Source organism: Pseudarthrobacter sp. LMD1-1-1.1 (assembly GCF_040676255.1).
Lineage (GTDB): Bacteria > Actinomycetota > Actinomycetes > Actinomycetales > Micrococcaceae > Arthrobacter.
This window is the reverse complement of sequence record NZ_JBEGHP010000025.1, coordinates 20,632-47,079: the sequence shown is the minus strand read 5'-3', so window position 1 is coordinate 47,079 and position 26,448 is coordinate 20,632. Positions and strand designations below refer to the sequence as shown.

Here is a 26,448-nt window from a genome sequence, read left to right as displayed (position 1 = left end):
CCATGGCCGGCGAAACCACCATCACAGTCATCGGGAACCTGGTCCAGGATCCTGAGCTCCGTTTCACTCCGTCGGGCGCAGCGGTGGCCAACTTCACCATCGCGAGCACCCCGCGCACGTTCGACCGCCAGGCGAATGAATGGAAGGACGGCGAGACTCTGTTCCTCCGCGCCGGGGTGTGGCGGGAAGCTGCTGAGAACGTGGCCGAGTCCCTCACCAAGGGCATGCGCGTCATCGTCACCGGGCGGCTGAAGTCCCGCAGCTATGAAACGAAGGAGGGTGAGAAGCGCACCATCATCGAGCTCGAAGTCGACGAAATCGGCCCCTCCCTCAAGTCAGCCACCGCCAAGGTCAACCGCACCCAGCGCGGCCAAGGCAACGGACAGGCGACCGGCAGCGGCTGGGGCGGTGGCCAGACAGCCGACACAAGCACTGCATGGGGCGGCCAGGCCCCCGACCAAGAGCCGCCCTTCTAGGGCCCTCAACGCACCCAGCGAACGCCTGCCCTGCAAAACCAGTGGCAGGCGTTCGCAACCATTACCAGTAGGAGAACCACCTTGACCATCACCGACATCCAGCCCCGCATCGAAGCCCGCGACGGGGCCGCCGTCGTCCTTTACAGCAAGCCCGCCTGCGTCCAGTGTGACGCGACCAAGCGGAAGTTCAAGAAGAAAGGCCTCATCGAAGGGGCCGACTACACCGTCGTCGACGTCAGCCACGACGAAGCGGCCCTCGAGTTCATCAAGTCCCTCGGCTACATGCAGGCGCCCGTCGTCTACGTCTCCACGCCGGAAGGTGACCACCACTGGTCCGGCTTCGACGTCTACGAGATCGACGAGCACATCCACGGTAAGACCAAGGACGTTCCCGCGGCAGAGCTGGAGGCTGCCTCGTGAACACCATCGCCCTGAAGCCGCCGAAGCCCACACTCACCGCGCCCCGCAAAGCCACCACAGTCCCGACCTGCTCATCCTGCGAGGGGCCCCTGAACTCCACGGGCGAGTGCCGGGGATGCACCAAATGAAACGCACCAGCCGGAACGCACTGCCCTCACAGGAACTCCTCAACCAGGCAGCGGACCTCTTCAACGACGGCGCTTCGCAGACCGAAGTCTGCCGGACCACCGGTATCGCCCGCGAAACCCTCCGGAAGTACTTCCCGGGGCGCGGCTGGACCTACCGTCAGGCCGGAGAGTTCCGGCAGATCACAAGAAAGTACCCTCTACCGAAAGGACTGGCAGCATGAGCCTGACTATGACGGACATGTTCTGCGGCGCCGGCGGATCCAGCACCGGGGCAACGTCGCTCCCGGGCATCAGGGTGAAGACCGCCCTCAACCACTGGGACAAGGCTCTGGAGTCCCACAACGCCAACCACCCGGACACCATCCACGTGCAGGCTGACATCAAGGAAACTGACCCCCGGTACATCGGCAACTCTGACATTCTTTGGGCCTCACCGGAATGCACGAACCACTCGGTGGCCAAGGGCCGGAAGCGCGTCACGAACCAGGCTGACCTGTTCGGCGACACCCTGCCCGACGAGGCGGCCGACCGGTCCCGCGCCACCATGTGGGACGTGCCCCGCTTCGCCGAGGTCCATCACTACCGGGCCATCATCACCGAGAATGTCGTGGACGCGGCCAAATGGGTCATGTTCGACGCCTGGTTGATGGCCATGAAGTCCCTCGGCTACGAGCACAAGGTCCAGTACCTCAACAGCATGCACGCCCAGCACGGCGGCCTGCCCGCACCACAGTCCCGCGACCGCATGTACGTCCTGTTCTGGAAGAAGGGCAACAAGGCGCCCGACGTCGAGAAGTACTTCCGGCCCAAGGCCTACTGCAGCTCCTGCGATGAGGTAGTGGACGCCATGCAGGTCTTCAAGAAGGCTGAGCAGTGGGGCCGCTACCGCGCCCAGTACGTCTACCGCTGCCCCAAGGCTGCCTGCAAGAACGCCATTGTGGAGCCTGGATGGCTGCCGGCGTCAGCCGCCATCGACTGGTCCCTCCGCGGGGAACGAATCGGCGACCGGAAGAAGCCGTTGGCGCCGAAGACCCTCGCCAGGATCGTCGCAGGCCTCGCCAAGTACGGACAGGAACCGGTCAGCATCGACTCCGTGCGCGGCTCGCAGATCCTCTCCGCCGTCAACAAGGAACCGTTCCAGACCCAGACCACCGCCTACACCCGGTCCCTGCTCGTCCCAGTTGAGGGACGGGAGGGCAAGCAGGCGCAGCTGGCCGAAACCGGGCTGCTGACCGCACCGCGGGACCACATGCTCATGGAGTACTACGGCAACGGCCAGGTCCACCACGTTTCCAAGGCCATCCCGACCATCACCACGGTGGACCGGTTCGCGATGATCACTACCCTCCGTGGGCAGAACGCGCCCAAGGACGTCGGCCAGCCGCTCGACACCTTCGCCGCGAACGGGCTGCACCACGGCCTCGCCGAGTGGAAGGTTCCATCCGTTGAGGACTGCGAGTTCCGGATGTTGGAGCCCCACGAGATCAAGGCGGGCATGGCTTTCCCGAAGGAATACATCATGCTCGGCAACAAGCGGGAGCAGGTGAAGATGGCCGGGAACGCCGTCACTCCCCCGGCTGCCCGGGACCTGGTGGCGTGCATGGCCGAGACACTGCAGGCGTTCTGATGACCACCCTCGATAACTCTGTGGCGATCCTCCACGGGTCCCAGGACAACAGTCTGCGGTGGATGTGGCTGTCCAAGGCGAACGGCACCGTCTGCGTGGGCAGGCTGGACCGGTCGGGGTTTTTCATCCGCGACTACGACGGGGCGCCAGGCGTCCGGGAGATCGCGGAGCAGATGTCACGGCTCTGGACGTACCAGCTCGCCGACGTGGACCTCTCTGGGCACGCAACGCACCACCTCGCCCCGCCGTCCATGCAGTCGATAGAACCGCTCCCAGCGCCCTGTGAGCCGGTCTACGACACCCACCCGATGTTCTAGGCCCCGGGGTCTTTGTTATGCCCTCAGAAACCAGCAGTGCTCGCCCCAGTGCGAGTGCTGTTGGTTCTGGCACCACCAGAAAGGAAAGAGCCGTGGCCAAGGACACGAGGCCGTACTTCACGCTCACCAACGAATACCCCCGCCACCGCAAAATCCGGGCGCTGTCCGATAAAGCCTTCCGGCTGCATGTGGAACTCATCGCGGACTGCAACGAGTCGAAGTCAGACGGGAAATTCACCAAGCTCGAACTAAACTCCCGCGGACCCAAAGCCGGGAAGGAACTCATCGAAGCAGGTCTAGTGACGGCGCTGGAGGACGGCACATACGAACTGCACGACTACCTCTCACACCAGCACTCGAAAGTGCAGATCGAGGCGTACCAGGCGAACAAAGCCGAAGCCGGGCAGCGGGGCGCCCACGTACGTCACCACGTCAAGAAAGGGGTGGTCGATCCTGGCTGCGAACTCTGCCAAAGCGGTTAGCAAACGCTTAGCAGCTGCCATGGCACCTGCTATAGCAAACGGTTAGCAAACCATTAGCACCATAAACATAACCACTTAACTACTCACCTAAGTGCCTATCTCACCTTTTGTTTATCAACAGCTTTTAAAACAGCTGTGGAAAAGAAATCAGTCAATCGTCACTTAGGTAACGCGTGAGGAGCAGAACACTTGACTGACCATCAGCCCATCACAAAACCCCAAGCAGAAGCGCTGGCCCGCATCCTGCACGAGCTCCGCCCCGAGTGGGGCATCCCGGCGCTCATGACCCTCATCGGCCGGAACATCAACCACCCGGCATCGTTCGCCCACCTCACCCTGGCCGCCGTCACGGCAGCCAACCGCAAAGGCCCAGACGGGCAGCACGTAGCCCGGACCCCCGCAGTGATCTACCAGCCCGGGAAGCACTGGGAACACCCGATAGGCGAAACGCCAGCCGTAGCGCCGGCAGGGCCGCCCTGCGAAGACCACCCCGAACAGCAAGCCCACAACTGCCGCTGCTGCTGGGGAGACATCAAAGCCGGACTCAGACCAGAAACTGCACTCGGCAAACACCACGAACAGGAGAAAGCATCATGACCACCAAGGCCCCGCACAACAAGATCGACCGCACCGAGTTCGCCAGGATGGCCGCCGAAGGACTCACCCCCGCGCAGCTCGCCGAACACTTCGGGACCAGGCTCGACACCGTCTCGAAGATCCGCAACGAACTCGGCATGTCCACCCGCCGCCCGAAAGCCACCATCGACCGCGACGAACTCCTCCGCCTCCACCACCAGGGCTGGACCACAAACCAGCTCGCGGCCCACTTCGGGTGCAACCCGGACAGCGTCAGCCGCGTCAAGAAAACCCTCGGCATCAGCATCAACCACGTCCTCACCCCCGAACGCCTCGCCCTCGCCGCACAGAGGATCGAAGACGGCTGGTCATTCGAAGAAATCCACCGCACCGAAGGCATCAGCCGCGACAGCCTCCAAAAATACTTCCCCGGCAAATCCTGGACCCCAGAACAAGCCGCCGAGTACCGCGCCCTCCGCCGCCAAGAGACCGGCCGCCACTTCAACGAACGCAACAACCGCTACCGCCAAGAACACCGGGTACGAAACCTTCCCCCTTTGGGGGCAACCAAACAGGCCACATCGAGGACCCTCGAAGCAGTGCCAACCCACAGCCGCCACACAGCCGCTCAGGACGTCCAGCAGGGCAGGGGTAGGGTGATTGGCCGTGCCGCCTAAAACTAGACGCTCAGAAACGATTCTGGCGCGTAACAGCCGCCATCAGCATTTGAAGAGCAGCAGGAGGAACCCATGACCAGGACTAGGGCAAGTGCGAAGAAGGCCGGCACGTCATTTGAGCGGATGGTCGCGGACTATCTCGCCGAGCATGTGGATGACCGGATTGACCGGAGGGTGAAGACGGGGGCGAAGGACCGGGGCGACATCGCGGGACTCAGGCATCATGGGCATCGGCTGGTGATCGAGTGTAAGAACGCGGCGAAGACGTTGCTGGGGCCGTGGGCTGGGGAGGCTGAGGTGGAGCGCGGGAACGATGACGCGCTGGCCGGCATGGTGGTGCACAAGCGGCACGGGAAGGGCCGCCCGGAGGATCAGTGGGTGACCCTGACGATGGGCGACCTGGTGGCATTGCTGACTCTTTCCCGTGACCACTTGAACAACTCCTAGTCGTTGCCGAAACAAGTAGCAGTTGCTAAGCTGGGGGGACCAGCCACTCCCCCGGCCCAGCGGACTGCAATCCCGGCCCGGACCACGAAAAGGAAAACCCGATGAGTGCTCAGACTCAAACCCACAGCAAGGCCAAGCAGGCCGCCCGTAACGCTTTGTTCGCCGCCGGCCTCCGGGCACCGCAGCCCAACGCGTACCCAACACACGCCGCCTACGCGCAGGCTTTCGAGGCGTACCAGGCGGGCACCATGCAGCCCCTCCGCGACAAGCTGGCAGCAGCATGAGGGGCGTGTCGTGGTTCCGGCGCCGCCGGCCAGCCGTGCATGTCCAGCAGATCACCCACGAAGACATCCGGACCGCCCACGCATGGGACATGAACCTGACCCAGTGGTTCAGCCTGACGGACTTTGAACGGGCCGAGTGCCGCCGCAACATCATCGCAGCGCCGAGATTCGAGGTGGCAGCGTGACTCCGGACCAGCGGGACAAGCTCCTCGACCTCCACCGGGCAGCGATGATCGCCAATGTAAACCACGTATCCGGCGACATCACGACCCGCGAGTTGATTGCCGCCGACGACGCGTTCCGCGCCTACCTCTTCAGCCTGGACGTGACGGCATGAACCCGCCAGTCCAAACCGCCGGCACGGAAACCTTTGGTCTCCCACCCTGTGACACGCACCTGATTGGGAAGCTCCGCCGCCTTGACCCGGCACTCCTCGCCACCATCCTCGGAAAGACAAAACCATGAGCGACCGCACCGAAATTGAAGCGCAGGAACTTAGGCCAACCGACATCGGCCAGAAGATCCTGATCGAGTTCGAGGACGACGGCGAGATCAACGGCTACCTGACCCGCATCGACTTCCAATCCCTGCACCGGGCCACTCTCACCAAGGAGTACCAAGTGATTGACCTAGAGATCACCCGCCGCCATGTGCAGCTGGAGATCGACGGCGACTCAGAGGTGGAACTCGAACTGGACGACTACGTCTGGATCTCGGGGAGGGAATCATGACGGCCCGTGTGGAGTGGTTCGGCACCCTCCAAGTCCACCAGCCCGTCCGCCCCCGCCCGGCCACCAAACCCCAGGAGGCCACCAAATGAGCGAGCATGTGCAGTGCGAGGACTGCGGCAAGTGCCGCGTCATCGAAAACGAGGACTTCTGCTGGGACTGCGAGTACCGGAGCTGTGAACGCGGGCCGGACTGTGCCGACGAGAAACCGATCAACTCAGTCCGCGACCTGCTGGGCATAGCGCATGACTGGACCGATGGAATGAGTTCCGTTGACTGGGTTCGAGCGCAGAGGGACAGGACGTGACCGCCACGGAACTGGACGCGATCAGGGATGATGCAGCCACCCGGACGGCCCGGTTCGAGGCGCTAACGAACCAAGCCGAAACGTCGGGGCGGGTGTTCGACCACAACCAGCCCCTCCCGCCACTCCGCGACCACCGCACCCACCGCGAATGGGAAACCAACAAGGAGACAACATGAGCGAGAACCTGGAAGCGATCCGCGAACGACTGAACGAATCAACGCCCGGCCCATGGGTATTTGATGGGGACGTGGTGCAGGACCTGTCTCTTGCAGTTTCAACAGGCCCCAACAAGTCCGAGCGCGTAGGCATCGTACCCGGCGAGTACGTCCGGGAAAACGACGCCGAGCTCATCGCGCACGCCCCCACTGACCTCGCCCACATGCTCGCCATCATCGACCGGGTGGAGCGCCTGGCGGACTATTGGGAACGGACGCCGGCACTACGTAGGGGAACGTCAGCCGCTGACCTTCGCGCCGCACTCAGGGCCACCTCGTGAGCCGGTCTGTGCGTGACCCTGATTACCGAACCAGCACGGCGGCGAAGGAGCCCCAATGTGTGAAGCCCAAGAAGCACTCATGAAACTCGCGTTCGAACTCGAACTCCAATGGGGCGCCGGCCACATCGACTTCGGCAAACTCAAAGGCCTCGCCACCGGGGCGACCTGCACCCACAAGGAGGAAGCAGCAGCATGACCTACGACAGCCCACGAATGTTGGCAGCCATGGAGGCGCTTCGCAAAGACCAGCACCATCCCTTCCGCGCAGCCCCACGCCGCGCCGCTACCCTTGCTCTAGCCGCCGCCGATGAGGTGATGTTCTCGGATGGCGCCGCAGAGCTGGTATCCGAGACGCTGCGCCAGCACCGAGAAGGTGCGCTCCGCTGCTACATCCATGACACCGGCTGGTGCTGCGAATGTGGAACACACGAGATCCTGGTCCCTTGGCGCGAACACGCCTCCCGGGCAGTGGTCAAGGCCATGAAGGGAGCTGCTGATGTGCGGGCTCATTGAGCATATCGAGCGGGAGATCCGCGCCCGAGAACGGGAAACGGTTGATGCTGAAGAAACAACCAAGGAAGGGTGAGAGCGTGCGCATCACATCCGAAGGGACCGTGAAGCTCACCTACGTCCCGAACATCCGGACCATCAGCCGGCACTCCGAGTGCTGGAAGCAGGAGAACCCATGGTTGCGTGTGCACCGCACCGGGGACGTCCGCTACTGCCCCCACGGACGCATCCAAGTCCTCACCCAAGTACCCATCACAGCCCGGACCCAAGGCCCCGGCACCGACTACTGGCGCACCCTCTCCCCCATCTGGGACCCCATCAAATACCGACGCGCACGCAAAGCTCTGGGAAGAGGGTGAGAGCTTGGAAGACGCCAGCTACATCAAACCCCGCGTGGTCCAGCCAGTTCTCACCACTGACTACTTCCCATCCCCTGACAGCATCGCCGATATGTGCATGCTGCCCTGCCTCAAGTGCGGGGCCATGGTGCAGATGACCCTCCGGAGCCAGCACGTCGGCTGGCATGAGCAACAAGCGCGGGCAATCGCCGGATGGACGGAAGCCAAGAAAGAACCCCGCGGCAGGCATCACCTGACGGAAGACCACAACGCCGACCCGATCTGTAATTGCGGCTGGGACCCTTCCACATACGGGATCCGAGTTGGCAGCCGGGAAGATGCCAGGCAGCTGGTCCGAATGCACATTGCGGAGGCGAAGAATGGCGGCTGACTGGATCGTGAACCGGTGCCAGCACTGCGCGGCCGACTTCGCTGACGAGTGCGGTGAATGGTGCGTGTACTACCGCTACTCGCCGTCCTGCGACCAGGGCATATCGGCCCACCCGAATCAGCCCGAAGCGTTCGCCTATGCCGAGCAGCGAGCCAAGCACAAACCAACCTGGGCGGTAGGGGACGAAGCCATCTGCGTCGACCTCGGCGATGGGAAGTACGTGTACGCCGAGTTGGACATGGCTCGAAAGATGGGACTCAAAGGCCAGAGAGTGAAGGTGGTGGAAGGATGAGCGGCATGACCATCATCGAGTTCCTCGAGGCCCGCATCGCCGAAGACGAAGCAGAGGCTCGGGAGAACCAGCAGTACGAGGATCAGGTGTACGAAACAGCCGGCTGGTGGGACTGCACTCGCGCCCTGGCCGAGTGCGCGGCGAAACGGGCGGTGATCTACGAGCACGGCCGAGACGATAGCTCGACCAGGGACTACTGCGAGACCTGCGCTGATTGGTGGAAATCGGAACTTGGTGAAGGCCCGCCAGGTGTTGCTTGGCCGTGCCCAACCCTTCGCGCAGTCGCCGCCGTCTACTCCGACCACTCGGACTACCAGAAGGAGTGGGCACGTGGCGAGTGATCCGCGTTTCGCTCCGGGTCAGGTCCGGGATGGACGGCTGATCTGTGGGGCGAAGAACAAAAAAGCGGAGCCGTGCGGCCTCGGCCCGGTCCCCGGGGCCACCCGGTGTGGCCGACATGGCGGGAAGGCACCCCAGGTGCAGAAGAAAGCCGCCGAGAGGCTGGCGGAGCAGGAAGCAAGGGAGACCATGACCAAAGCCGTGCGCACCCTCGGCCTGCCCGTGGACGTCGACCCCGGCAAAGCCTTGCTGGATGAGATCCACTGGACCGCGGGGCACGTTGCCTGGCTGCGGGAGAAAGTCCAGGAGCTTGAGACAGTGGACCGCCTCACTCGCGGGACCGACGACAAGACGACCTGGAACAAGGACGGCGACTCCGAATACCACGAAGGATCCGACGAGTCCGGTAACCCGAACGCCCACTCCCTCGTCTGGGGGCAGACCGAATACCGGGACAAGACCGGAGGCGACGACGCAGGGCAGACCGTCGTGGAGCAGGCAGGCATCAACATCTGGTACCAGCTCTATCTCAAGGAGCGGGAGCACTTGGCGAAGGTGTGCGCCCTCGCCCTGCGTGCCGGCATCGAGGAGCGGAAGGTCAAGCTCGCCGAATCCCAAGGCGCTCTGGTCGCGGACGTCATCCGCCGAATCCTCAACGCCCTCGGACTCACCCCGGAGCAGCAGGCCCTGGTGCCGCAGATCGTGCCCGAACAGTTGCGGCTGCTTGCGGCGGGAAACAACTGAAACTTGCTACAATAACATGTGACAATTGTTGCTGAAGTGGCGGGGGATGGCGTGGCAGAACAGGTGAAGTGCACCGGCGGGGAACACCCAACCAACGCACAAGGGGTGACCCTCTGCCACAAGTGCGCCACCATACTCTCGGAGGATCTGAAGCACGCCGCTTTCCTCTGGGGTGACATCCAAACCAGCTGCGCACGCCTCGACGTCGGCGCCGCCAGTGTTGGCTCCTCCGGGTACAAGGAAGCGCAGCTCGCCGTGAACCTCGATGCCCTAGACAAAGCCCAAACCCTCCGGGTTGTCCTGGGCGGCTGGGCGGCGCACCTCCCCCAACTCCACCCCACCGGTGACCCGATGCGCCTCGCTTTGTGGCTCATCACCCAGATGAACGACATCCGCCGGCAAGACTGGGCCGGGGACTTCAAGCAGGAACTCCGGGACGCCATCAACGGCTGCCGCCGCGCAACTGACCGGGCCGGGGAACTCGTGTTCGCCGGCATGTGCCCCACCGACGTGGACGGCGTCGAGTGTGGGCGTGCCGTGTTCACCCGCCCCGGCCGCGTCACCGCGCACTGTCCAGCCTGCAAGAGCGCATGGGACGTGTCCGAGTGGCGTGGCCGGGCACTGGACTACGCCGGAGTCCACGAAGGCACCCCTGCCGAGTTGTCGCGGATGCTCTCGGACCCAGTTACGGGCGAGGCGTTGCCGCAGGCCAGGATTCGGCAGTGGGTGCGCCGTGGGAAGCTCACACCCATCGGGGAGAACGCGGACGGGAAGCCCGTCTACCAGGTCCGGAAGGTCCGGAACCTCTGGGGCCGGATGAAGGCTTCCCCCTTCGGCAACCCGGCAGCAAAGAAACGAGTCTTACTGGCTGCATGAACGCTTGACACTGGCAGACTTGTCACGTAGTTTCGTTCCATGATGCGATTCGTGTCCGCTGGGGGCGCGGGTTGTATCCACTAGGACCCGCCCACCCCCCATTGTGGCGGGTCCTTCTGTTTGCGGGGCCAGGGTCAACACATGGTTTACCACGGGACACCCAGTGAAGGCCGGCCGGGGTGCTTACACCTTTCCACCCTGCCAAGGACGGACCTGCCCGACCGCCCCGCAAACACAAGGGTCTCTAGTCCAACGGCAGAGACGGCAGTTTCAAAAGCTGCACAGTCCCGGTTCGAATCCGGGGAGACCCACTGAGCAGACCGGCCGCTGGTCAAATCACTTCACAGATACAGCAGCGTGAGCCGGGAAGCTCTCCCACCACAAACCCAGGAGGCCGCCGTGACCGTGGACATGTGGGAGCACGCGGCCCGCATGTTCGAGCCGCCACCGCCCCGCCGGCAGATACCCAGGTGGGAGTCCCCCGGCGAACTCGCCAAAGCAGTCGACCCCTCCACCATCCAAACCCCTGCCCTCAACCACATCGATCAGGCACTCATGGATGTGGAGAACGGCCTCTGCGACCGCCTCATCATTTCCATGCCTCCGCAGGAGGGGAAGAGCACCAGGGTCACCAAAATCGGCCCGCTCTGGTTCCTCACCCGCAACCCCGACCGGCGCATCGCCGTCGTGTCCTACTCCGCCGGGCTCGCCCTCACCTTCGGCCGTGACATCCGCAAATTCATCACGGACAACCAAGGCCAACAAGGAACCCTCGACCTCGGTCTCCGGATCAGCCCCGACAACGGCGCCGCATCGGAATGGCAGCTCGACGGGCACAAGGGCGGAGTCAAGGCTGTGGGCCTCACCGGCGGCCTGACAGGTAAGCCGGCCGACATCCTGTTCATCGACGACCCCGTGTCGAACCGTGAACAGGCCGAGTCCCCGACATTCCGGGAACGGGCCAAGAACTTCTGGCGCTCCGTTGGTTCCACCCGCCTCGCCCCCGGCGCACCAGTGATTCTGATCCTTACCCGCTGGCACGTCGACGACATGGCCGGGTTCCTGCTCTCCCAGCCGGACAAGGCACGCTGGAGGGTCATCAACATCCCCGCCCAGGCGAACCACGACCCCGACGCCGGGGAAGTCGATCCCCTTGGCCGCCAGCCTGGCGAGTGGATGAAGTCCGCGAGGACCAACGAGAAGACCGGGCAGTCCCGCACACCCGAAGAGTGGGAACAGATCCGGGTGCAGGCCGGGCCCCGTGACTTCTCCGCCCTCTACCAAGGCTCACCGAACCCGGAGACGGGCAACGTGTTCCCCAAGGAATGGGCACGCTACGAGCAGCCCCTCTGGATAGAGCAGCCGGACGGTTCCCGCCGCGTCCCCGGCATCGGCCGGGACGACCACGAGCTTGTGCAGTCCTGGGACCTCACGTTCAAGGACAAGCCGACGTCCGACTTTGTTGTCGGGCAGGTCTGGCTGCGGGTGGGCAATACGGCCTACCTGCTCGACCAGGTCCGCCGGCGGATGAACTTCAACGAGTCGCTGCAGGCCATCAAGGCCCTGTCAGCGAAGTGGCCTGAAGCGGTGGCGAAGTTCTTGGAGGACAAAGCCAACGGGCCAGCGGCGATCAACTCGCTGCAATCCCAGCTCGTCGGGCTCATCCCCATCGAACCGGAGGGGTCCAAGTTCGCCAGGGCATCGGCGATCTCCCCCATGGCGCACTCACGGAACGTGGTCCTCCCAACAGAGGCGCTGCTCCCGAACGTGGAGGAGCTCGTCGAAGAGGGCAAAGCGTTCCCGAACGGCGCCCACGACGACACCATCGACGCCATGTCACAAGCCATCAACCGGCTCCTGCTCATGCCGATCCTGAACCAGGGCAACGTCATCGAACCCGACATCTACGACGAGTACAACGCGCAGGGCTGGTCCATCAGCCCGGTCTAGGAGGCCACTGTGGGGAAGTTCCTGCAAATGCTCGGCCTTCAAGAGGCAGCAACCCAGTCAGAACTCCGCGTCCACGAAGGCACGGTGGACACGCTGACCTACCGGCTGGAGGAATCCCTCGCCCAGCTCGAACTGGCCCGGGAGAACAACGGCTGGCAGCGGCTCATCGACATGGCCTCGCAGGACTTCACCCGCGAAGGGCTCCGAACCGCAGCCACCCAAGGCCGCGTCTTCGGGATCGCCAACCCACTCATCAAGAGGGGCCGGGAAGTCCGGCACGCCTACGTGTGGGGCCAAGGCGTGGCCATCTCCGCCCGGGATGAGGCCGTGAACGAGCTGGTGCAGGCGTTCATCGACGACGAGGGCAACAGGGAAGCGTTCTACGGCGCCCAAGCCCGGCAGAAGTACGAAGGCTGCCTGTACGACGAGGGCAACTTCTTCCTCGCCCACTTCACCAACCCCCTCACCGGTGCTGTGAAGGTCCGGTCCATCCCGTTCGATGAGATCAGCGACGTGGTCACCGCCCCCGGCGACAAGGCCACACCCTGGTTCTACCTGCGGGAATGGACCGAGTCCGAGCAGCAGCAGGATGGTGCGTTCAAGGATGTCACCCGGAAGGCGTACTACCCGGCGCTAAAGTACCAGCCGGCCGCCAAGTACCGAGCCATCAACGGTGTTGAGATCGTGTGGGACGCCCCCGTCCGGCACGTGAAGGTCAACGCCGGGGACGGGTGGAAGTTCGGCATCGGCGACTCCTACGCCGCGATCCCCTGGGCCCTCTCCCACAAAGGGTTCCTGGAGGACTGGGCGCTGCTGATGAAGGCGCTGGCGAAGATCGCTTTCGTCACGTCGTCGAAGCGATCCAGTGACGCGCAGTCGAAGCGTGCCGCTTTGCAGGGCATGGCGAACGTGCCGGCCGGATCCAGCGTGTCCATGACGGATGATCAGAAGATCGAGGCGCTGCCCAAGTCGGGCGCCACCCTGGATTCCGAGTCGTCCCGGCCGCTGGCGACCATGGCCGCATCCGCGATCGGCCTCCCGGTCACGATCCTGCTGGCCGACCCGGGACAGACCGGGGCCCGCGCCACCGCCGAAACACTCGACCTCCCAACGAGGCTCACGTTCCAAGCCCGGCAGGAGCTGCACGCCGAGGTCATCGCCGACAGCGTTGGCTACGCCCTCGAACAGGCTGTCATCGCGCCCCGCGGCCCACTCCGAACCCTCGGCACAGCCGTCCGCGATGGGGACAGGCTCACCGTCCGCTGGAAAGACCCCAACACCACCACAGTTGAGGTCGTCTTCCCCGGCCTCGACGAGGTCCCCCTCGCCACGCTCATGGCGGCCATCGTGGGCGCGGACTCCATGTCCGTGAAGCCCCCACCCCTGGTCCTCCTCAAGCTCGTGCTGCAGGCGCTCAAGGTTCGGGACGTCGACGAGATCCTTGCCGAGGTCACGGACGAGAACGGCGACTACGTCCACCCGGACGTGACCGCCGGCGATCAGGCCGCGAAGGCATTCAGGGACGGGCAAGACCCCGGCCAAGCGTTGCAATAGGAGGTTGGGCATGGCGGTGACTGGTGAGACGCTGCGCATCGTCGCCCAACTCCGCCGGCAACTGGACACCATGACCGCCGCACAAACCCTCGCACTGACGAAGGCTTGGGTGGAGGCATGGGACGTGCTCATGCCGGAGTTTCAGACCGCCCTGGTGGAACTGATCAGCGCCGGGGATAGTGTCGTGCCGTACAAGACGGTCGCGGCGAACATCCGGTTACGGGACGCGCTCCGGCACACCCGTGAGGTGCTCGACGAGCTGGCCGGGCAGACCAACAGTGTCGTCACGAACGACCTGTCCCAGGCTGTTCTTGACGCTGTGGACGGTCACGCCGCCCTGATCGGTTCGCAGCTGCCGCCGGCCACAGCCAACGCAGGCGTGTCCTTCACCCGGATCTCGCAGGATGCCCTGGCGGCCATCGTCGAACGCGCCACCGAGCAGATCCACGCAAGCACCCTGCCCCTCCCGGGCGACGTCGAACGGATCATGAAGCGGGAACTGGTCCGCGGCATAGCCGTGGGCGCTAACCCACAGGTAACGGCGCGGCGGATCCTCCAGCAAACGGAGCAGCGGTTCAACGGCGGCCTCACCCGGGCACTGACCATCGCCCGGACAGAGACTCTGGACGCGCACCGGGCAGCCACACAAGCTTCCGAGAAGGCCAACACGGAGATCCTGCAGGAATGGGAGTGGCACGCCGCGCTCACAGCCCGCACCTGCCCGTCCTGCTGGGCGAAGCACGGCACCCGCCACCCCTTGGACGAGGACGGGCCCAACGACCACCAGAACGGCCGCTGCACCCGAGTCAGCATCACCAAGTCATGGGCCGAACTCGGATTCAAGAACATCCCCGAACCGGCGCCGGTCACGCAGGACGCGGAGGCGGTGTTCAACTCCCTCACCCCGGACACGCAGAAAGCGATCATGGGCCCCGAACGGCTCAAGCTGCTGCAGGACGGGGACATCAAGTGGGCGGAACTGTCCACGGTGAAGCAGACCCCAGGCTGGCGCGACTCGCACACCGTCACCCCACTGCGTGACCTAAAAGCCGCCGCTTAGGTCCCATCACTGAGGGACGGCTCGTACTGCACCGCACCGCAAAACCGGCACGACACCTCAAGACTCCCCCCAGTCGCCCGCAGGTGAATGACCGCCGGAGACCACTCATGCCCCGGGCACTCCCCAGGCACACCAACAGAGTCGTTCCGGTCATCAAGGCCCACACACCCATTCTAGGAGGCTGTCAATGCCACAGATCGTCCAGGAAGCCGGCACAGCCACCACAGGAACCGGTGCCCGCCTAATGATCCAGATCATCAACGAAGGACAGGGCTCATCCGGGTTCTACTCCGCCGACGTCCTCGAGCAGGCCGCGACCGACAAGGTCTTCAACGCGGGCACGCTCATGTTCGCCGACCACCCCACCGAGTCCGAGGACTGGCAACGCCCTGAGCGGTCCATCAAGGACCTCGTCGGAGTGCTCGCGACCGACGCGGTGTTCGAGAACGGCGCCCTCATTGCTGAGGCCAACATCTTCAGTTCCTGGCGTGAGCAGATCAACGACATGAAGGACACCATCGGCGTGTCCATCCGCGCAGGGGCCGAAGTCGCCATCGAGGACAACGGCGGCGGTCCCGTGCAGGTCATCAAGCGGCTCACACATGCCGCATCCGTCGACTTTGTGACGATGGCCGGACGCGGCGGGGCAATCCTCGAAGTCCTCGAATCCGCCCGCGACGTCGACCTCGTCACCGCACCCAAAGATTCCGCTCCGAACCCGGCAGCGGTTACCGAAAATCAGGAGGAAGCCACCATGGCAACCATTGATGACAAGGAACTCGCCGCCCTGCGCGAGTCCGCCAGCCGGGCCACCACGGCCGAAGCTGACATCACCACCGCCACCGAACGCGCCACACGCGCCGAGACGGCACTCACCCGGGCCAACGACACGGCCGCGGCCGCCGTCGTGGAGGCGGCGTTCACCGCAGCCGGCATCACCGCCCCCAAGACTGCCGCACGGCTGTCCAAGGGCTACCCGGTCGATGAATCCGGCGCCCTCAACACCGAGGCGCTGGCCGCCGAGATCGCCGAGTCCATCGCCGAACTCCAGGTAGCCAACGGCGCGGGCACCGTCCGCGGTGTGGGCCACACGTCCGGCGTCAAAGAAGCAGTGGACGTGGCAGACGCTGACGTCCTCACCGCCCTGAAGGGAGCCTAACCATGGCTAAGAACCAGCGTTACACCAACGCCCTGCACATCAGCATCCCTGTCCCTGACGGCACGGTCTCCGGCCAGCCGATCAAGGTCGGCCTGATCTGCGGCGTGGCCATCACGTCCAAGGACGCCACCACCGGGGAGGCAACCGTTCGGCTCGACGGTTCCTGGAACCTCGACGTCGTCGGCGCCGTCGCAGCCGTGGGCGCCCCGGTCTACATCAAGGCGGACAACACCCTGACCGCCACCTCCACCGGCAACTACGTCTTCGGTGTCTCCCTCGGCACCAAGGGCGCAGGCACTGGCCCCCTCGAAGTAGCCCCCATTGGCTACACCACCCAGACCGCGGCAAGCGCGTAAGGAGCACTCACATGACCATCCTGAACACCGGCGACATCATCGCCCAGGAGGGCTTCCGTATCGCGCCCTCCGTCAAGGCCCGCATCCTCGAAGCAGCGAAGCTGTTCAACGAGGGCGCCCGCGGAGTGACCGCCGCCGCGGAGTACCGCCTGAAGGAAGCCTTCTCCACCTCGGACTTCCCCGTCCTGCTGGGCAAGGCATTCGACATCGAAGTGCAGTCCACGTACAAGGAGATCACTCCGGAGTGGAAGCGCTTCGCACGGGAGACCAAGCTGAAGGACTTCCGTCCGAAGACCATCATCGACCTCAACGGCGGCCAGGACACGTTCGAGGACGTCGCCGAGGGCGAAGAGTACAAGTCGACCTCGCTGTCCGAGTTCCAGTACGAGATCGGCATTGGCAAGACCGGCCGCGTCTTCGACCTGACGTTCGAGCTGCGCAAGAACAACGACTACTCGGACCTGATGGACTTCCCCGGCCGCCTGGCCACGGCAGCCCGGAACACCGAGGACGCCAAGGTCTTCGGCTCGTTCGTGACGGCTGCCGGCCCGAACACCGCGTTCTTCAAGGCCGGCAACGGCAACGCCCCGACCGCGCTGCCGCTGAACCGCGACAACGTGCAGGCCGCCGTGAAGGCGATCTGGAAGCGGAAGAACCGCGAAGGCGTCCCCTTCCGTGCCCTCGGCACCAAGCTGCTGCTGGTCACCTCCCAGGCCCTGGCGTTTGAGGCGGAGATGGCGGTTGCGCCGACCATCGCTGACCCGAACGGCGGCCCCAACCCGATCGCCAACCCGCTGTACGGCAAGGTCACCGCCGTTGTGTCGGACCGGATCGGCATCATCGATCAGTCCGCGAAGGCTGACACCACCTGGTACATCCTGCCCGACCCGGCCTCGGCCAACCCGGCGCTGTACAAGTCCACGATGTTGGGCGAGGAACAGCCGGACATCCGCGTGAAGCGCGACCAGGGCGAACGCGTCGGCGGCGGCGCGGTGGGCATCGACGAAGGCAGCTTCGGCGACGACACCATCAAGTACCGCGGCCGGCACATCACCGGTGGCGTGGCCACGGACCCGATCGGCACCTACGTGTCCCTCGGCTCCTAGCCGAACACTTCCGGAGTGACCGGGCCATAACGGGGCGGCTGATCATCATCCCTCCCGGGCTGCCCTGCTGGGCGAATCAATCCAGCAGGGCAGCGCACTCCGGACCCCCACAACTTCACAGGAGGAACCGTGACGGAACCGATCTACGACGGCGGAACGCCGACAACGGATTTCTCCACCACCGAGACCGGGGCGATCGACTACGCCTCCCCGGCCGGCATGGTGAGGCTGAACATCACGGACGTGGCCGACAACCCGGCCGACCGGTTGTTCACCGATGACCAGCTGACAGCGTTCCTGACGATGTCCGGCGAGAACGTGAACCGTGCCAGCGCACGGGCGCTCCGCGTCATCGCAGCGTCTGAGGTGTTGGTCGGCAAGGTCATCCGCACCCAGGCGGGGACGAGCACAGACGGCGCGAAAGTGTCCGCAGAGCTGCGGGCCCTCGCCGCCACGTACGACGCCGCCGCAGATAGTGTCGACGCAGCCGCTGACACCAGCGTCTTTGAGATCGTCTCCCCCGGCTACCCAAAGCCTGAAGGCGCCGAAATGCGGTGGTACTGATGCCACTGCCCAACACAAGGGTGATCCACAAGGACTGGGCCAGGCACCATCAGCCGACCGCGGAGGGCACTGAGACGGCACCGGGCAAGGTGTGGCGGATCAGTGACGGCCCCGCCCCGTACCCCAAGCCCGCGGGGTGGACCGGGGAGACCCTGATCCATCAGGCGATGTTTAACGTGCAGCCGCTGCAGCGTGAAGGCGGCGGCACCCCCGGCGAGCAGCCCACCATCGAGCGGCAGTACACCGTGACCACCAGCGTGATCGACGCCCCCGCGTTCCGGGCTGGTGAGCGCGGCGACATCATCGACGTCCTCGGCCGCCGGCTCCGGATCTCCTCCATCATGTTCGGTTCCGAGCTGTGGGAGATCGCGTTCATCTGCACCGACAACGTCACGCAGCAGAACCCCGCATAGGAGGTCCGTGGTGGGCATAGACGCATCAGACTTCCGCAAGCTCTCCGCAGACCTGTCCAGGGCGCAGACGAAGACCGGGCCCCGCGCCCAGGTCGTGGTCCGCAAGTCCTTGGTGGACGGGGTGGCCGCGGCGAAGAACCGCGTCCCAGTGGACACCGGGAACCTGAAGGGCTCCATCAGCCACTCCGACCTGCGCACCGTGGGTAGCACGGGAACCATCGGTGGCGAGTTCGGGCCCACCGCGAACTACGGCGAGTACGTCGAACTCGGCACCTCGAGGATGGCGCCGCAACCGTACATGGGCCCGGCCGCTGACCTGATCACCCCGGCTTTCGAGGCGGCCATGGCGCAACTGGCGGAGGAGGTCCTGGGTGATTGATCCCGATACCCTCACCGGCCCCGTGCTCGCGGCCCTCCGTGCCATCCCCGGGATCACGGTGTACGACGGCGCGGTCCCCAAGAGCGTCCCGGAAACGGGCGGCTACATCGACCCGTACGTGGTCCTCTGGGCCGGTGTCGATGACGAACCGGACGAGCTGCCCGCTGACGGCAGGCAGGACGGGGACAGCGCCATCTGGGACTTCCAGACCACCACCGTGGGAGCGGACGCCGGCATCTGCCGGACCGTGACCGCCGCCGTGAGTACCGCGCTGACCAACCTGCCCGTCCGCACCGGCCGGGTCCGCACCAACCCGGACGGCTTCAACCAGCAGTACCCCATCCTCGACACCCAAACCAGCCCGGCCCGCTTCATGCTCCCCCGGCAATGGCGGCTCATCACCAACTAGGAGAACGCAATGGCTGAACCCAAGTTCGTCACCGCAGTACCCCCGAACGGCGGCGAGAAACGCCGCGTCCCCGTCCACTACCTGGACGAGCCGTTCAACTTCAAACTCCCGCCCTCCAAACGGCAGGCCCGGGAACCGGCCACTCCGGCCACAGCCAAAGTAACCGAACCGGCCACGCCGGAGAATGAGAAGGAGGCAAGCGCATGAAAGTCGCTGCTGACGGTAAGAAGAAGTTCACCCTGCTCACCCAGGCGCCCGCCGCGGCGTCCCGGATCCCCACCGTGACCGAGCTCAACGCAGGGATCGACATCTCCTGCGCCGTGCTCGACTCGGACGCGAACTGGACGTCCACCGCGTCCGACCGGTTCAACGAGAAGCCCGCCTGCGTGAAGGGCAACTCCCAGGCGCTGGGCGCGTCGAACTACGACCTCGCCCTGACGTTCCTGCGGGAATACCTCGAGGCCGGCGGCGCCGACGTCATTGGCGATGACAAGGGCTACGCAGCGGTCCGGGTCAAGGGCACCACGTCCTGGATCTACCTCCGCGAATCCGATAAGGATTCCATCGAGCCGTGGGCTTCCGGTGACGTGATCGACCTCGGCGGCGAAGTCGTCTCCGATGCCCCGATGCGGGTGAACAACGACGGCAACCTCAAGCGACGGATCGAGTTCCTGCCTCAGAACATGATCATCGAAGAGCCGGTCCTCGCAGGGGCCTAACAAAGCCGGGTGGCTGGGCGTATTTCAGGCTCCGCCCAGCCACCCCCCACTCCCACAAGAGCCTGTTACCCACAACTTTGGAGCCTGAAACCCCATGACTGAACTGAACCCCGCCACCTTTGACCTCGACGCCTGGGCCACCGACGCGAACCTCCCCGAAGAATCCGCCGACGTCTACAAGCGTGCCGACGTGATCGGCGAGCTCTCCGCCCTGCAGCGCAAGATCGCCATCCGCCGTGACGCCGCCCGGGGTGAGAAGACCGCCACCGGCGACAAGGAACTCACCGCGATGGAGCGCCGCCACACCGAACTGGTGCAGACGTTCACCGGGTCCAAGCTCACGGTGTTCGTGCGGGCCCTGACGTCGGATGAACTCGCCGACCTCCGCGAAGCTCACGAGGAGCGCACCAAGAACTGGGAGCCCAAGAAGGCGAACGCCGAGTTCGGATTCGACCTGCTGGCCGCTGCCATCATCGCGGTGCAGCCGGTCGGTGAGGACCGTCACGAGGTCCGCTGGGACGTCCACACCGTCAAGCGGCTGGAGAAGGCCATCGGCCCGGCACAAATGACCGAGATCCTCAACGCACGCCAGTACGCACAGAACGCCATCCCCACCGTGGACGCCGATTTTTTGCACAAGTCCTATGGCACGGAGCATGGGGCCGAGTAGTCCAGATCCTCCGCACCGCCCGCACCCACGGCAAGCCGCCGTCCCACTGGATCAACGGCAACCGCGGCGGGTGGACGGAACGCGACTACCTCTGGTCCCTGGCGCTAACCATCTACGAGGACGGACTCTGCTCCTGCGGCGCCCCCGTAGCGATCGCCCATCACCCGGATAACGACGGCTGGTACGACGCGCACAAGACACAGTGCCACCGATGCGCCGCCCAGGAACGGGCAGTCAGGGGCAACGGCAAGGACCCCTACGAGCCAGCTCCGGGCGAGAAGGTCTACGCCACTTACACCCGGCCGGAGAACAAGCCGCTACCGCCACACCCCTAATCGAATACTGCACCTTCTGAGGAGGCACCATGTCCACGCGCTCCGTGAAGGTAGTACTCGAGGCTGAGGTCAACAAGTACCTCGACAACGTCAAGAAGGCGGAGAAGGCCGCCTCCGACGCGGGTGCGGCTGCGGAGGCGGCCGGCAAGAAGATCGACCAGGCGCAGCAACAGGCAGCCGGGGCGACGGACAAGTCCACCGAGGCGAACAAGAAGCACGGCGCCTCCGGCGAGGAGTCGGCGAAGGGCTCGGAGAAGTCCGCCGAGGCCAGCAAGAAGGACGCCGAGTACAAGAAGAAGCAGGCAGAATCTGCCGAGACCGCCGGGAAGATCCTGGTCGGCTTCGGCGCGTCCACTGTCGCTGCCCTCGGCGCCTCGGCCAAGGCGGCCATGGACTGGGAGTCCGCGTGGGCCGGTGTCACCAAGACCGTCGACGGCTCCCCGCAGCAGATGGCAGAGCTCGAGTCCGGCCTCCGCGGCCTGGCCAAGACCCTGCCCACCAGCCACGAGGACATCGCCGCCGTGGCCGAAGCCGCCGGGCAGTTGGGTGTGAAGCGGCAGGACATCCTTGCCTTCACGAAGACCATGATCGACCTCGGCGAAACCACGAACCTGACCGCGGACGAAGCGGCCACGAACATCGCCCAGATCGCGAACGTCATGGGCACCAAGGGCGACGACATCGACAACTTCGGCGCCACCCTGGTGGCCCTTGGTAACGCGGGTGCGTCCACGGAGAAGGAAATCCTCTCCATGGCCCAGCGCATCGCTGGCGCTGGCAAGCTCGTCGGGGCGTCTGAGTCCGACGTCCTCGCCCTGTCCAACACGCTGGCGTCCATGGGCGTCAACGCGGAACTCGGCGGCGGTGTGACCACCCGTGTGCTGCTGAAGATGTACTCCGCAGTGCAGGGCGGCGGGAAGCAGCTGGACGCCTTCGCAAAGGCGGCCGGCACCAGCGCCGAGGACTTCGCCAAAGCCTTCCGGGGCAGCCCGGTCGCGGCCATGGAAATGGTCACCAAGGGCATGGCCCGCACCAAGGAAGAAGGCGGCAACGTCGTCGCCCTCATGACCGAGATGGGCATGAAGGGCACCGAGGAAATGCAGGTAATGCTGTCCCTCGCCGGGGCCGGTAACCTGCTCTCCGACTCGCTGAAGCTCGGCTCCCAGGCGTGGGAAGAAAACACCGCCCTGATCAACGAGGCCACCAAGCGGTACGAGACGACCGAGTCCAAGGTCAAGGTGGCCTGGAACAACATCAAGGACGCCGCGATCGACGCCGGCGCCGTGATGCTCCCGGCGATCCAGGGCATCGCTGAGAATGTCTCCGGGCTCGCGCAGGGCTTCGGGAACCTCCCCGCACCATTGCAGGGCGCGATAACCGGCCTCGGCGGTGTCGTGGGTGCCGCGGCCCTGGCTGGCGGCGGGCTCATGCTGCTGTTGCCTAAGGTCAAGGACGGCATCGAAGCGTTCCAGACGCTGGACACCAAGGCGGACGGCAGCAGCCGCGGCCTCGGTAAGTTCGGTGCAGCGGCTGGCCTGGCTGCTGGCGCGTTCATCGGCTTCGAGATCATCAAGTCGGTCCACAACAGCATGCAGGAAGCTGACCGCTCAACGGAGCAGTGGACGCAGGACCTCATCAAGCTCGCCAAGCAGAGCGATTCCATGGACGGCGCGTTCAAGGACATCGGCGTCAAGGAGTTCGAGGGACAGTTCACCAGCGCAGGCGGTGCCCTGAAGAAGCTGGTGCAGCAGGACTTCAACTCGGCCATTGAATCCTTCGGCGCCACAGTCCTCGGCGTGGACAACGGCATGGCCAAGATCAGCAAGGCGTTCGAGAATGCCGACAAGGCTATTGCCGGTGCTGCCACGTCCGGGAACCTGGACATCGCAGCACGTGGGTTCAAGGCCATCGCACAGTCGGCCAAGGACCAGGGCATCGAGGTGGAGGAGACCGCCAAGCGGTTCCCAAACTACCTCAATGCCCTCCGTGACCAGGCGAACCAGGCGAAGGTCACCGTCAGCGAAACAGACCTGCTGAAGTGGGCCATGGGCGAGATCCCACCGGCCATGCAGAAGGCTGCCGAGGGGTCCGGCAAGGTCGCTGAGCAGTTGGTCAACGTCCAGGGCGCGAGCGGGCAGACAATCCCGATCACCAAGGAGGTCGCCAAGGCCCTCGAGGAGATCGGCCTCAGCGCGGACGGGTCCATCGTCAACCTGGACAAGTTCACGCAGGCGCTGCTCAACACAGGCCTGTTGCAGCTGTCAGCACGTGATGCTGCCCGTGGCTGGTCCCAGGCGCTGCTGGATCTCGGCTTGCAGGCTGACGGAACCGGCGGGCAGGTTGGCAAGCTCGGCACCGCGTTCGACAACACCACCGCGCAGGGCATCAAGAACCAGGCCATGTTCGACGGTGTCGCGCAGGCGGGTATCCGCAACGTTGAGGCGATGGCGAAGAACCGGGCCTCGAACGAGGAAGTCCAGGGCGCACTGGCCAATACCTACAACGGCCTGCTGGCCGCTGCGGGGCAGTTCGGCATCACCGGTGGCGCCGCGGAGGATCTGGCCCGGAAGGTACTCGGTGTACCGGATGGTGTGTCGATCGATTCGTGGATGTCGGATGAAGCCAAGCGGATGGCGCAGGCGACGACCGGCGAGCTCGACAAGATCGACGGGCGCGTGGTCCGGACCTACACGGTGAACGAAGAGAAGACCATCAAGATCGAGCAGCGTGCCACGCTGCCGGATCTGAACGGGGACGCTTCGGGCAGCGGCAGGCCGGGGCTTGCCAGCGGCGGTGCTGTGTCCGGGCCGGGAACGAACACCAGCGATCAGGCTGGCCTGTACGCGCTTTCCAACGGTGAGCACGTCCTCGACTCCGGGGACGTGCAGAAGCTGGGCGGCCAGCAGGGCGTCTACAAGTTCCGCGCCAGCCTCCGGGCTGGCCAGTTCGCTGGCATGGCGGACGGCGGCGCGGTCGGCACGACGGTGGCGTCACGCACCATCATGACGCACACGGTGGCGGCACCGACGCCAAGCCTTGACGGGCTGCAGCTCGTGGGCCAGTTGCAGTTGAACGCCGATGCGACGTGGGCGACGTTCCGCGGCGTGGCCCGGCAGGAAGCCGCCGGTGCCATATCGGCCGCCGATGGCCAGTCACGATTCATGAGGAAGGGCGCCTGATGCCAGCAGTAACAGTGGAAGCCCTGATGGATGCCCCCACGGACCGGTCCGGGATCACGATCACGGGGCTGGGTGTGGGGGACTCCACCGCCACGATCTGGCGGCTGGCCGACGACACACGGTCGGCGCTGCCAGGGTACCGGCGGGTGCTGATGAACGATGCCGCGTATGTGGTGGACCATCACTGCCCAGTTGGGCGGGACGTCCGGTACGAGCTGGAAGTCCTCACCGGCCCTGCCGGCGCCTCCCGCACCACCAGTGCACCGGTGTTCCTGCCTTCGGTGACCGGGTGGATCAGTGACGCCCTGGTCCCCCAGTCCTCCATCCCAGTGGTTGGGGAGCGCCGGAATGACGGGGACATCTACCTCCGCAGCCCGGCCCTGTCAGTGTTGGAGCACGCGGCGGACGTGTCCCTGTTCAAGGTCATGGGCTCACGTAAACCCATGGCACTGTTCGGGCAGCGGATGGCGGAGCAGGGGCTGGATACCAGCCTCGGCATCCGGTCAGCGGAGCAGAACACCCGCCTCAAAGCGTTGCTGGACTCCACCGCGCAGCTCGTCTTCCGACCGCTCCCCGCATGGGGGGACCTCGGCCTCGAAGGAACCATGTACCTGGCGAACGCCACGTACAAGCGCACCCCCGTGAACGTGATGATGGGCGGCCGGCTGACGTGGTGGGACCTGCAATCCGATGTCGTGGACGCACCGGCGATCAAGGTCCTCACCGGGACCTTCACGTACGGGGATGTGGCGATGCTGATGTCCACCTACCAGCAGAAACAGGACCTCATGGCCGGTAAGACGTACCTGGATGACCTGAAGAACCCGATCGGAGGCTGAGCGTGCGGAACATCGACCCGGACACCTCCACGGCGTTGGGAGGCTCCCGCCCCGCTGACACCCTCACCGTGTGGGCGTGGCGTGGCGGGAAGCTCGTCCTTGGTGAACCCTTGCAGATCATCAGCTGGTCCGAGACGGACACCGCGGCCGACTCGGCGAAGGTCAAGCAGCAGATGAACTTCACGATCGCGGACCCGGACGGGACCCTCGGCGCGTGGCGGTTCGATGACCCTCTGGGTGTGGGCGGCACGGAGCTGCAGGTCATCTACCGGGTGGGCGGCGCCGGCGCGGTGAACTTCGCACGGCTCCGGATCATCAGCAACGAACCCGACGAGGTCGTGGAGTGGCGGACCCTGCCGGAGTACGGGCTGGAGGAACCGGACAGCGACACCGCACCGCACGAACGCATTGTCCCCGTGGTGAAGGGTGTTGTGCAGCTCCAGGCCGTGGACCGCACCTACAACGCGGACCGCGACAAGCTGGAGGGCCCGGAATCCCCGGGGCCGCTGGCGACCGTGCTGGGCGAGTTCGCACGCCTCACCCGCGACTACTTCCCCGTGGTCCTCGACCCGGGCGTCACGGACGTCGGGATCTCCCGGCTGACGGTGTTTGACCGGGAACGGATGGACGCCTGCCAGGACCTCGCCTCCCGGGTCGGTGCACGGTACCGGATGGGCGGCGACGGGGAATGCCACATCTACCCGCGGATCACCCCGCCGGTGTGGCGGGTGGAACCCCGGAACGGGCTCGTCAAAGTCTCCCGGAAACAGGCCATTGATGGGCTGTACAACCGGTGGGTGGTGGAGGGGAAGGAGGCGACGTCCGGCGCCCCGGTCCGGGTGACCGTGTCCATCGACACGGGCCCGCTGCGGTTTGGCGGGGACCACGGCCGCGCCCAGACTTTCTACACCTCGGAGATGATCACCAGCGCCGACCAGGCAGCCGCCTACGGCGTATCCCAGCGGGAAGAGTTCCTCGCCTCCCTGGCCGTGGAACTCACCGTCACCACCGTGCCCCGCCCGGAACTGCAGGCCGGTGACCGCATCGAAGTCGGATACCCGGTACCCGCCGGGCACGTCGCCTACTTCCTCGGCACCATCACCGGGATCCGCCGGGAAGGGACCAACGTCCCCGGCTACACCACCCTCACCGTGTCCTGCAGCTACAACGACGTGATCCAAGCCCTCGGCCGTACCGAATGGGCCGACCACATCACCGGGAACCTGCCCGACCTCACCTGGGACCGGATGCCCGCTAACTGGGGCACCCTGCCGGACCTGACCTGGAACGACCTGCCCTAG

40 protein-coding genes and 1 tRNA gene are annotated in these 26,448 nt (G+C 65.2%); all 41 read left to right on the top strand.

Going from position 1 to position 26,448, the window contains the following annotated elements:
- Nucleotides 1–2 precede the first annotated feature (2 nt).
- The 41 genes from MRBLMD1_RS18855 to MRBLMD1_RS18655 all read left to right on the top strand — a co-directional run bounded on the left by MRBLMD1_RS18855 (nt 3) and on the right by MRBLMD1_RS18655 (nt 26,448).
- Nucleotides 3–476 carry a single-stranded DNA-binding protein gene (locus MRBLMD1_RS18855; protein WP_364402532.1) on the top strand — a complete coding sequence of 158 codons (474 nt, stop codon included), beginning with the start codon at nt 3–5 and terminating at the stop codon, nt 474–476.
- Nucleotides 477–584: 108 nt separating this feature from the next.
- Nucleotides 585–896: a glutaredoxin family protein gene (locus MRBLMD1_RS18850; RefSeq protein WP_364402953.1), complete on the top strand. Its 312-nt coding sequence runs from the start codon at nt 585–587 to the stop codon at nt 894–896.
- Nucleotides 897–1,020: 124 nt separating this feature from the next.
- Nucleotides 1,021–1,245, top strand: a complete 225-nt coding sequence (locus tag MRBLMD1_RS18845; protein ID WP_364402529.1) for a helix-turn-helix domain-containing protein — start codon at nt 1,021–1,023, stop codon at nt 1,243–1,245.
- Nucleotides 1,242–2,651 carry a DNA cytosine methyltransferase gene (locus MRBLMD1_RS18840; RefSeq protein ID WP_364402527.1) on the top strand — a complete coding sequence of 470 codons (1,410 nt, stop codon included), beginning with the start codon at nt 1,242–1,244 and terminating at the stop codon, nt 2,649–2,651. Before MRBLMD1_RS18845 ends, MRBLMD1_RS18840 begins: the two co-directional genes overlap by 4 nt.
- Nucleotides 2,651–2,968 carry a hypothetical protein gene (locus tag MRBLMD1_RS18835; RefSeq protein ID WP_364402524.1) on the top strand — a complete coding sequence of 106 codons (318 nt, stop codon included), beginning with the start codon at nt 2,651–2,653 and terminating at the stop codon, nt 2,966–2,968. The genes MRBLMD1_RS18840 and MRBLMD1_RS18835 overlap by 1 nt, the downstream gene beginning before the upstream one ends.
- A 92-nt stretch (nt 2,969–3,060) precedes the next feature.
- Entirely contained in the window at nt 3,061–3,450 is a 390-nt protein-coding gene (locus tag MRBLMD1_RS18830; protein ID WP_364402521.1) for a hypothetical protein, read from the top strand.
- A gap of 189 nt (nt 3,451–3,639) precedes the next feature.
- Nucleotides 3,640–4,047: a hypothetical protein gene (locus MRBLMD1_RS18825; RefSeq protein WP_364402518.1), complete on the top strand. Its 408-nt coding sequence runs from the start codon at nt 3,640–3,642 to the stop codon at nt 4,045–4,047.
- A complete protein-coding gene (locus MRBLMD1_RS18820) occupies nt 4,044–4,703 on the top strand; it encodes a hypothetical protein (protein WP_364402515.1) in 660 nt (219 codons plus the stop codon). The genes MRBLMD1_RS18825 and MRBLMD1_RS18820 overlap by 4 nt, the downstream gene beginning before the upstream one ends.
- 72 nt (nt 4,704–4,775) lie before the next feature.
- Complete coding sequence (locus tag MRBLMD1_RS18815) at nt 4,776–5,150, top strand: hypothetical protein (protein ID WP_364402512.1); 375 nt, start codon at nt 4,776–4,778, stop codon at nt 5,148–5,150.
- A gap of 101 nt (nt 5,151–5,251) precedes the next feature.
- Entirely contained in the window at nt 5,252–5,434 is a 183-nt protein-coding gene (locus tag MRBLMD1_RS18810) for a hypothetical protein (protein ID WP_364402509.1), read from the top strand.
- A gap of 5 nt (nt 5,435–5,439) precedes the next feature.
- Complete coding sequence (locus tag MRBLMD1_RS18805) at nt 5,440–5,619, top strand: hypothetical protein (RefSeq protein WP_364402506.1); 180 nt, start codon at nt 5,440–5,442, stop codon at nt 5,617–5,619.
- Nucleotides 5,616–5,771, top strand: a complete 156-nt coding sequence (locus MRBLMD1_RS18800; RefSeq protein ID WP_364402503.1) for a hypothetical protein — start codon at nt 5,616–5,618, stop codon at nt 5,769–5,771. The genes MRBLMD1_RS18805 and MRBLMD1_RS18800 overlap by 4 nt, the downstream gene beginning before the upstream one ends.
- A 124-nt stretch (nt 5,772–5,895) precedes the next feature.
- Nucleotides 5,896–6,165, top strand: coding sequence for a hypothetical protein (locus MRBLMD1_RS18795; RefSeq protein ID WP_364402500.1), 270 nt, complete (start codon nt 5,896–5,898; stop codon nt 6,163–6,165).
- 85 nt (nt 6,166–6,250) lie between these two features.
- Nucleotides 6,251–6,469 (top strand): hypothetical protein, encoded by a 219-nt coding sequence (locus tag MRBLMD1_RS18790; protein ID WP_364402497.1) that lies wholly within the window; start codon nt 6,251–6,253, stop codon nt 6,467–6,469.
- A complete protein-coding gene (locus MRBLMD1_RS18785) occupies nt 6,466–6,645 on the top strand; it encodes a hypothetical protein (RefSeq protein WP_364402494.1) in 180 nt (59 codons plus the stop codon). Before MRBLMD1_RS18790 ends, MRBLMD1_RS18785 begins: the two co-directional genes overlap by 4 nt.
- Nucleotides 6,642–6,965 (top strand): hypothetical protein, encoded by a 324-nt coding sequence (locus tag MRBLMD1_RS18780; protein ID WP_364402491.1) that lies wholly within the window; start codon nt 6,642–6,644, stop codon nt 6,963–6,965. The genes MRBLMD1_RS18785 and MRBLMD1_RS18780 overlap by 4 nt, the downstream gene beginning before the upstream one ends.
- 55 nt (nt 6,966–7,020) lie before the next feature.
- Nucleotides 7,021–7,161 carry a hypothetical protein gene (locus MRBLMD1_RS18775; protein ID WP_364402489.1) on the top strand — a complete coding sequence of 47 codons (141 nt, stop codon included), beginning with the start codon at nt 7,021–7,023 and terminating at the stop codon, nt 7,159–7,161.
- Nucleotides 7,158–7,478: a hypothetical protein gene (locus tag MRBLMD1_RS18770; RefSeq protein ID WP_364402486.1), complete on the top strand. Its 321-nt coding sequence runs from the start codon at nt 7,158–7,160 to the stop codon at nt 7,476–7,478. The genes MRBLMD1_RS18775 and MRBLMD1_RS18770 overlap by 4 nt, the downstream gene beginning before the upstream one ends.
- A gap of 77 nt (nt 7,479–7,555) precedes the next feature.
- Entirely contained in the window at nt 7,556–7,834 is a 279-nt protein-coding gene (locus MRBLMD1_RS18765) for a hypothetical protein (protein WP_364402483.1), read from the top strand.
- Nucleotides 7,835–7,838: 4 nt separating this feature from the next.
- Nucleotides 7,839–8,204, top strand: coding sequence for a hypothetical protein (locus MRBLMD1_RS18760; protein ID WP_364402480.1), 366 nt, complete (start codon nt 7,839–7,841; stop codon nt 8,202–8,204).
- 7 nt (nt 8,205–8,211) lie between these two features.
- Entirely contained in the window at nt 8,212–8,496 is a 285-nt protein-coding gene (locus tag MRBLMD1_RS18755) for a hypothetical protein (RefSeq protein WP_364402477.1), read from the top strand.
- 5 nt (nt 8,497–8,501) lie between these two features.
- On the top strand, nt 8,502–8,837 hold the full coding sequence (locus tag MRBLMD1_RS18750; protein WP_364402474.1) for a DUF6221 family protein: 336 nt from the start codon (nt 8,502–8,504) through the stop codon (nt 8,835–8,837).
- Nucleotides 8,838–8,973: 136 nt separating this feature from the next.
- Nucleotides 8,974–9,579, top strand: a complete 606-nt coding sequence (locus tag MRBLMD1_RS18745) for a hypothetical protein (protein ID WP_364402471.1) — start codon at nt 8,974–8,976, stop codon at nt 9,577–9,579.
- Between the two features lie 18 nt (nt 9,580–9,597).
- Nucleotides 9,598–10,455 carry a hypothetical protein gene (locus tag MRBLMD1_RS18740; RefSeq protein WP_364402468.1) on the top strand — a complete coding sequence of 286 codons (858 nt, stop codon included), beginning with the start codon at nt 9,598–9,600 and terminating at the stop codon, nt 10,453–10,455.
- 238 nt (nt 10,456–10,693) lie between these two features.
- Nucleotides 10,694–10,766: transfer RNA gene (locus MRBLMD1_RS18735), tRNA-Leu, on the top strand.
- Between the two features lie 46 nt (nt 10,767–10,812).
- Nucleotides 10,813–12,405, top strand: coding sequence for a phage terminase large subunit (terL, locus tag MRBLMD1_RS18730; RefSeq protein ID WP_364402465.1), 1,593 nt, complete (start codon nt 10,813–10,815; stop codon nt 12,403–12,405).
- 9 nt (nt 12,406–12,414) lie between these two features.
- Entirely contained in the window at nt 12,415–13,959 is a 1,545-nt protein-coding gene (locus tag MRBLMD1_RS18725) for a hypothetical protein (RefSeq protein WP_364402463.1), read from the top strand.
- 10 nt (nt 13,960–13,969) lie between these two features.
- Nucleotides 13,970–15,019, top strand: a complete 1,050-nt coding sequence (locus MRBLMD1_RS18720) for a phage minor head protein (protein ID WP_364402460.1) — start codon at nt 13,970–13,972, stop codon at nt 15,017–15,019.
- A gap of 187 nt (nt 15,020–15,206) precedes the next feature.
- Nucleotides 15,207–16,178 carry a hypothetical protein gene (locus tag MRBLMD1_RS18715; RefSeq protein ID WP_364402458.1) on the top strand — a complete coding sequence of 324 codons (972 nt, stop codon included), beginning with the start codon at nt 15,207–15,209 and terminating at the stop codon, nt 16,176–16,178.
- A 2-nt stretch (nt 16,179–16,180) separates the two neighbouring features.
- Complete coding sequence (locus tag MRBLMD1_RS18710) at nt 16,181–16,534, top strand: DUF2190 family protein (protein WP_364402455.1); 354 nt, start codon at nt 16,181–16,183, stop codon at nt 16,532–16,534.
- A gap of 11 nt (nt 16,535–16,545) precedes the next feature.
- Nucleotides 16,546–17,640, top strand: a complete 1,095-nt coding sequence (locus tag MRBLMD1_RS18705; RefSeq protein ID WP_364402452.1) for a hypothetical protein — start codon at nt 16,546–16,548, stop codon at nt 17,638–17,640.
- A 129-nt stretch (nt 17,641–17,769) separates the two neighbouring features.
- Nucleotides 17,770–18,204, top strand: coding sequence for a hypothetical protein (locus MRBLMD1_RS18700; protein ID WP_364402450.1), 435 nt, complete (start codon nt 17,770–17,772; stop codon nt 18,202–18,204).
- Entirely contained in the window at nt 18,204–18,617 is a 414-nt protein-coding gene (locus MRBLMD1_RS18695) for a DUF6093 family protein (protein WP_364402447.1), read from the top strand. The genes MRBLMD1_RS18700 and MRBLMD1_RS18695 overlap by 1 nt, the downstream gene beginning before the upstream one ends.
- Nucleotides 18,618–18,627: 10 nt before the next feature.
- On the top strand, nt 18,628–18,996 hold the full coding sequence (locus MRBLMD1_RS18690; RefSeq protein ID WP_364402444.1) for an HK97-gp10 family putative phage morphogenesis protein: 369 nt from the start codon (nt 18,628–18,630) through the stop codon (nt 18,994–18,996).
- The gene (locus MRBLMD1_RS18685; RefSeq protein ID WP_364402441.1) at nt 18,989–19,405 is read left to right on the top strand and encodes a hypothetical protein; all 417 of its coding nucleotides are present in this window, start codon (nt 18,989–18,991) and stop codon (nt 19,403–19,405) included. The genes MRBLMD1_RS18690 and MRBLMD1_RS18685 overlap by 8 nt, the downstream gene beginning before the upstream one ends.
- 9 nt (nt 19,406–19,414) lie before the next feature.
- Nucleotides 19,415–19,612, top strand: coding sequence for a hypothetical protein (locus MRBLMD1_RS18680; protein WP_364402438.1), 198 nt, complete (start codon nt 19,415–19,417; stop codon nt 19,610–19,612).
- Nucleotides 19,609–20,124, top strand: a complete 516-nt coding sequence (locus tag MRBLMD1_RS18675; RefSeq protein ID WP_364402435.1) for a hypothetical protein — start codon at nt 19,609–19,611, stop codon at nt 20,122–20,124. Before MRBLMD1_RS18680 ends, MRBLMD1_RS18675 begins: the two co-directional genes overlap by 4 nt.
- 94 nt (nt 20,125–20,218) lie before the next feature.
- Nucleotides 20,219–20,794 (top strand): hypothetical protein, encoded by a 576-nt coding sequence (locus MRBLMD1_RS18670; protein ID WP_364402432.1) that lies wholly within the window; start codon nt 20,219–20,221, stop codon nt 20,792–20,794.
- A 364-nt stretch (nt 20,795–21,158) separates the two neighbouring features.
- The gene (locus MRBLMD1_RS18665; protein WP_364402430.1) at nt 21,159–24,308 is read left to right on the top strand and encodes a phage tail tape measure protein; all 3,150 of its coding nucleotides are present in this window, start codon (nt 21,159–21,161) and stop codon (nt 24,306–24,308) included.
- The gene (locus MRBLMD1_RS18660) at nt 24,308–25,147 is read left to right on the top strand and encodes a hypothetical protein (protein WP_364402427.1); all 840 of its coding nucleotides are present in this window, start codon (nt 24,308–24,310) and stop codon (nt 25,145–25,147) included. The genes MRBLMD1_RS18665 and MRBLMD1_RS18660 overlap by 1 nt, the downstream gene beginning before the upstream one ends.
- A 2-nt stretch (nt 25,148–25,149) precedes the next feature.
- Nucleotides 25,150–26,448, top strand: coding sequence for a hypothetical protein (locus MRBLMD1_RS18655; protein ID WP_364402424.1), 1,299 nt, complete (start codon nt 25,150–25,152; stop codon nt 26,446–26,448).

What these genes read in the sequence shown, in the direction of transcription:
- MRBLMD1_RS18810 (WP_364402509.1), top strand. Translation starts at nt 5,252, where the DNA reads ATGAGTGCTCAGACTCAAACCCACAGCAAGGCCAAGCAGGCCGCCCGT.
- MRBLMD1_RS18790 (WP_364402497.1), top strand. Translation starts at nt 6,251, where the DNA reads ATGAGCGAGCATGTGCAGTGCGAGGACTGCGGCAAGTGCCGCGTCATC.
- MRBLMD1_RS18795 (WP_364402500.1), top strand. Translation starts at nt 5,896, where the DNA reads ATGAGCGACCGCACCGAAATTGAAGCGCAGGAACTTAGGCCAACCGAC.
- MRBLMD1_RS18675 (WP_364402435.1), top strand. Translation starts at nt 19,609, where the DNA reads ATGAAAGTCGCTGCTGACGGTAAGAAGAAGTTCACCCTGCTCACCCAG.
- MRBLMD1_RS18845 (WP_364402529.1), top strand. Translation starts at nt 1,021, where the DNA reads ATGAAACGCACCAGCCGGAACGCACTGCCCTCACAGGAACTCCTCAAC.
- MRBLMD1_RS18750 (WP_364402474.1), top strand. Translation starts at nt 8,502, where the DNA reads ATGACCATCATCGAGTTCCTCGAGGCCCGCATCGCCGAAGACGAAGCA.
- MRBLMD1_RS18665 (WP_364402430.1), top strand. Translation starts at nt 21,159, where the DNA reads ATGTCCACGCGCTCCGTGAAGGTAGTACTCGAGGCTGAGGTCAACAAG.
- MRBLMD1_RS18820 (WP_364402515.1), top strand. Translation starts at nt 4,044, where the DNA reads ATGACCACCAAGGCCCCGCACAACAAGATCGACCGCACCGAGTTCGCC.
- MRBLMD1_RS18835 (WP_364402524.1), top strand. Translation starts at nt 2,651, where the DNA reads ATGACCACCCTCGATAACTCTGTGGCGATCCTCCACGGGTCCCAGGAC.
- MRBLMD1_RS18840 (WP_364402527.1), top strand. Translation starts at nt 1,242, where the DNA reads ATGAGCCTGACTATGACGGACATGTTCTGCGGCGCCGGCGGATCCAGC.
- MRBLMD1_RS18720 (WP_364402460.1), top strand. Translation starts at nt 13,970, where the DNA reads ATGGCGGTGACTGGTGAGACGCTGCGCATCGTCGCCCAACTCCGCCGG.
- MRBLMD1_RS18680 (WP_364402438.1), top strand. Translation starts at nt 19,415, where the DNA reads ATGGCTGAACCCAAGTTCGTCACCGCAGTACCCCCGAACGGCGGCGAG.
- MRBLMD1_RS18855 (WP_364402532.1), top strand. Translation starts at nt 3, where the DNA reads ATGGCCGGCGAAACCACCATCACAGTCATCGGGAACCTGGTCCAGGAT.
- MRBLMD1_RS18780 (WP_364402491.1), top strand. Translation starts at nt 6,642, where the DNA reads ATGAGCGAGAACCTGGAAGCGATCCGCGAACGACTGAACGAATCAACG.
- MRBLMD1_RS18660 (WP_364402427.1), top strand. Translation starts at nt 24,308, where the DNA reads ATGCCAGCAGTAACAGTGGAAGCCCTGATGGATGCCCCCACGGACCGG.
- MRBLMD1_RS18695 (WP_364402447.1), top strand. Translation starts at nt 18,204, where the DNA reads ATGCCACTGCCCAACACAAGGGTGATCCACAAGGACTGGGCCAGGCAC.
- MRBLMD1_RS18670 (WP_364402432.1), top strand. Translation starts at nt 20,219, where the DNA reads ATGACTGAACTGAACCCCGCCACCTTTGACCTCGACGCCTGGGCCACC.
- MRBLMD1_RS18710 (WP_364402455.1), top strand. Translation starts at nt 16,181, where the DNA reads ATGGCTAAGAACCAGCGTTACACCAACGCCCTGCACATCAGCATCCCT.
- MRBLMD1_RS18715 (WP_364402458.1), top strand. Translation starts at nt 15,207, where the DNA reads ATGCCACAGATCGTCCAGGAAGCCGGCACAGCCACCACAGGAACCGGT.
- MRBLMD1_RS18775 (WP_364402489.1), top strand. Translation starts at nt 7,021, where the DNA reads ATGTGTGAAGCCCAAGAAGCACTCATGAAACTCGCGTTCGAACTCGAA.
- MRBLMD1_RS18705 (WP_364402452.1), top strand. Translation starts at nt 16,546, where the DNA reads ATGACCATCCTGAACACCGGCGACATCATCGCCCAGGAGGGCTTCCGT.
- MRBLMD1_RS18815 (WP_364402512.1), top strand. Translation starts at nt 4,776, where the DNA reads ATGACCAGGACTAGGGCAAGTGCGAAGAAGGCCGGCACGTCATTTGAG.
- MRBLMD1_RS18770 (WP_364402486.1), top strand. Translation starts at nt 7,158, where the DNA reads ATGACCTACGACAGCCCACGAATGTTGGCAGCCATGGAGGCGCTTCGC.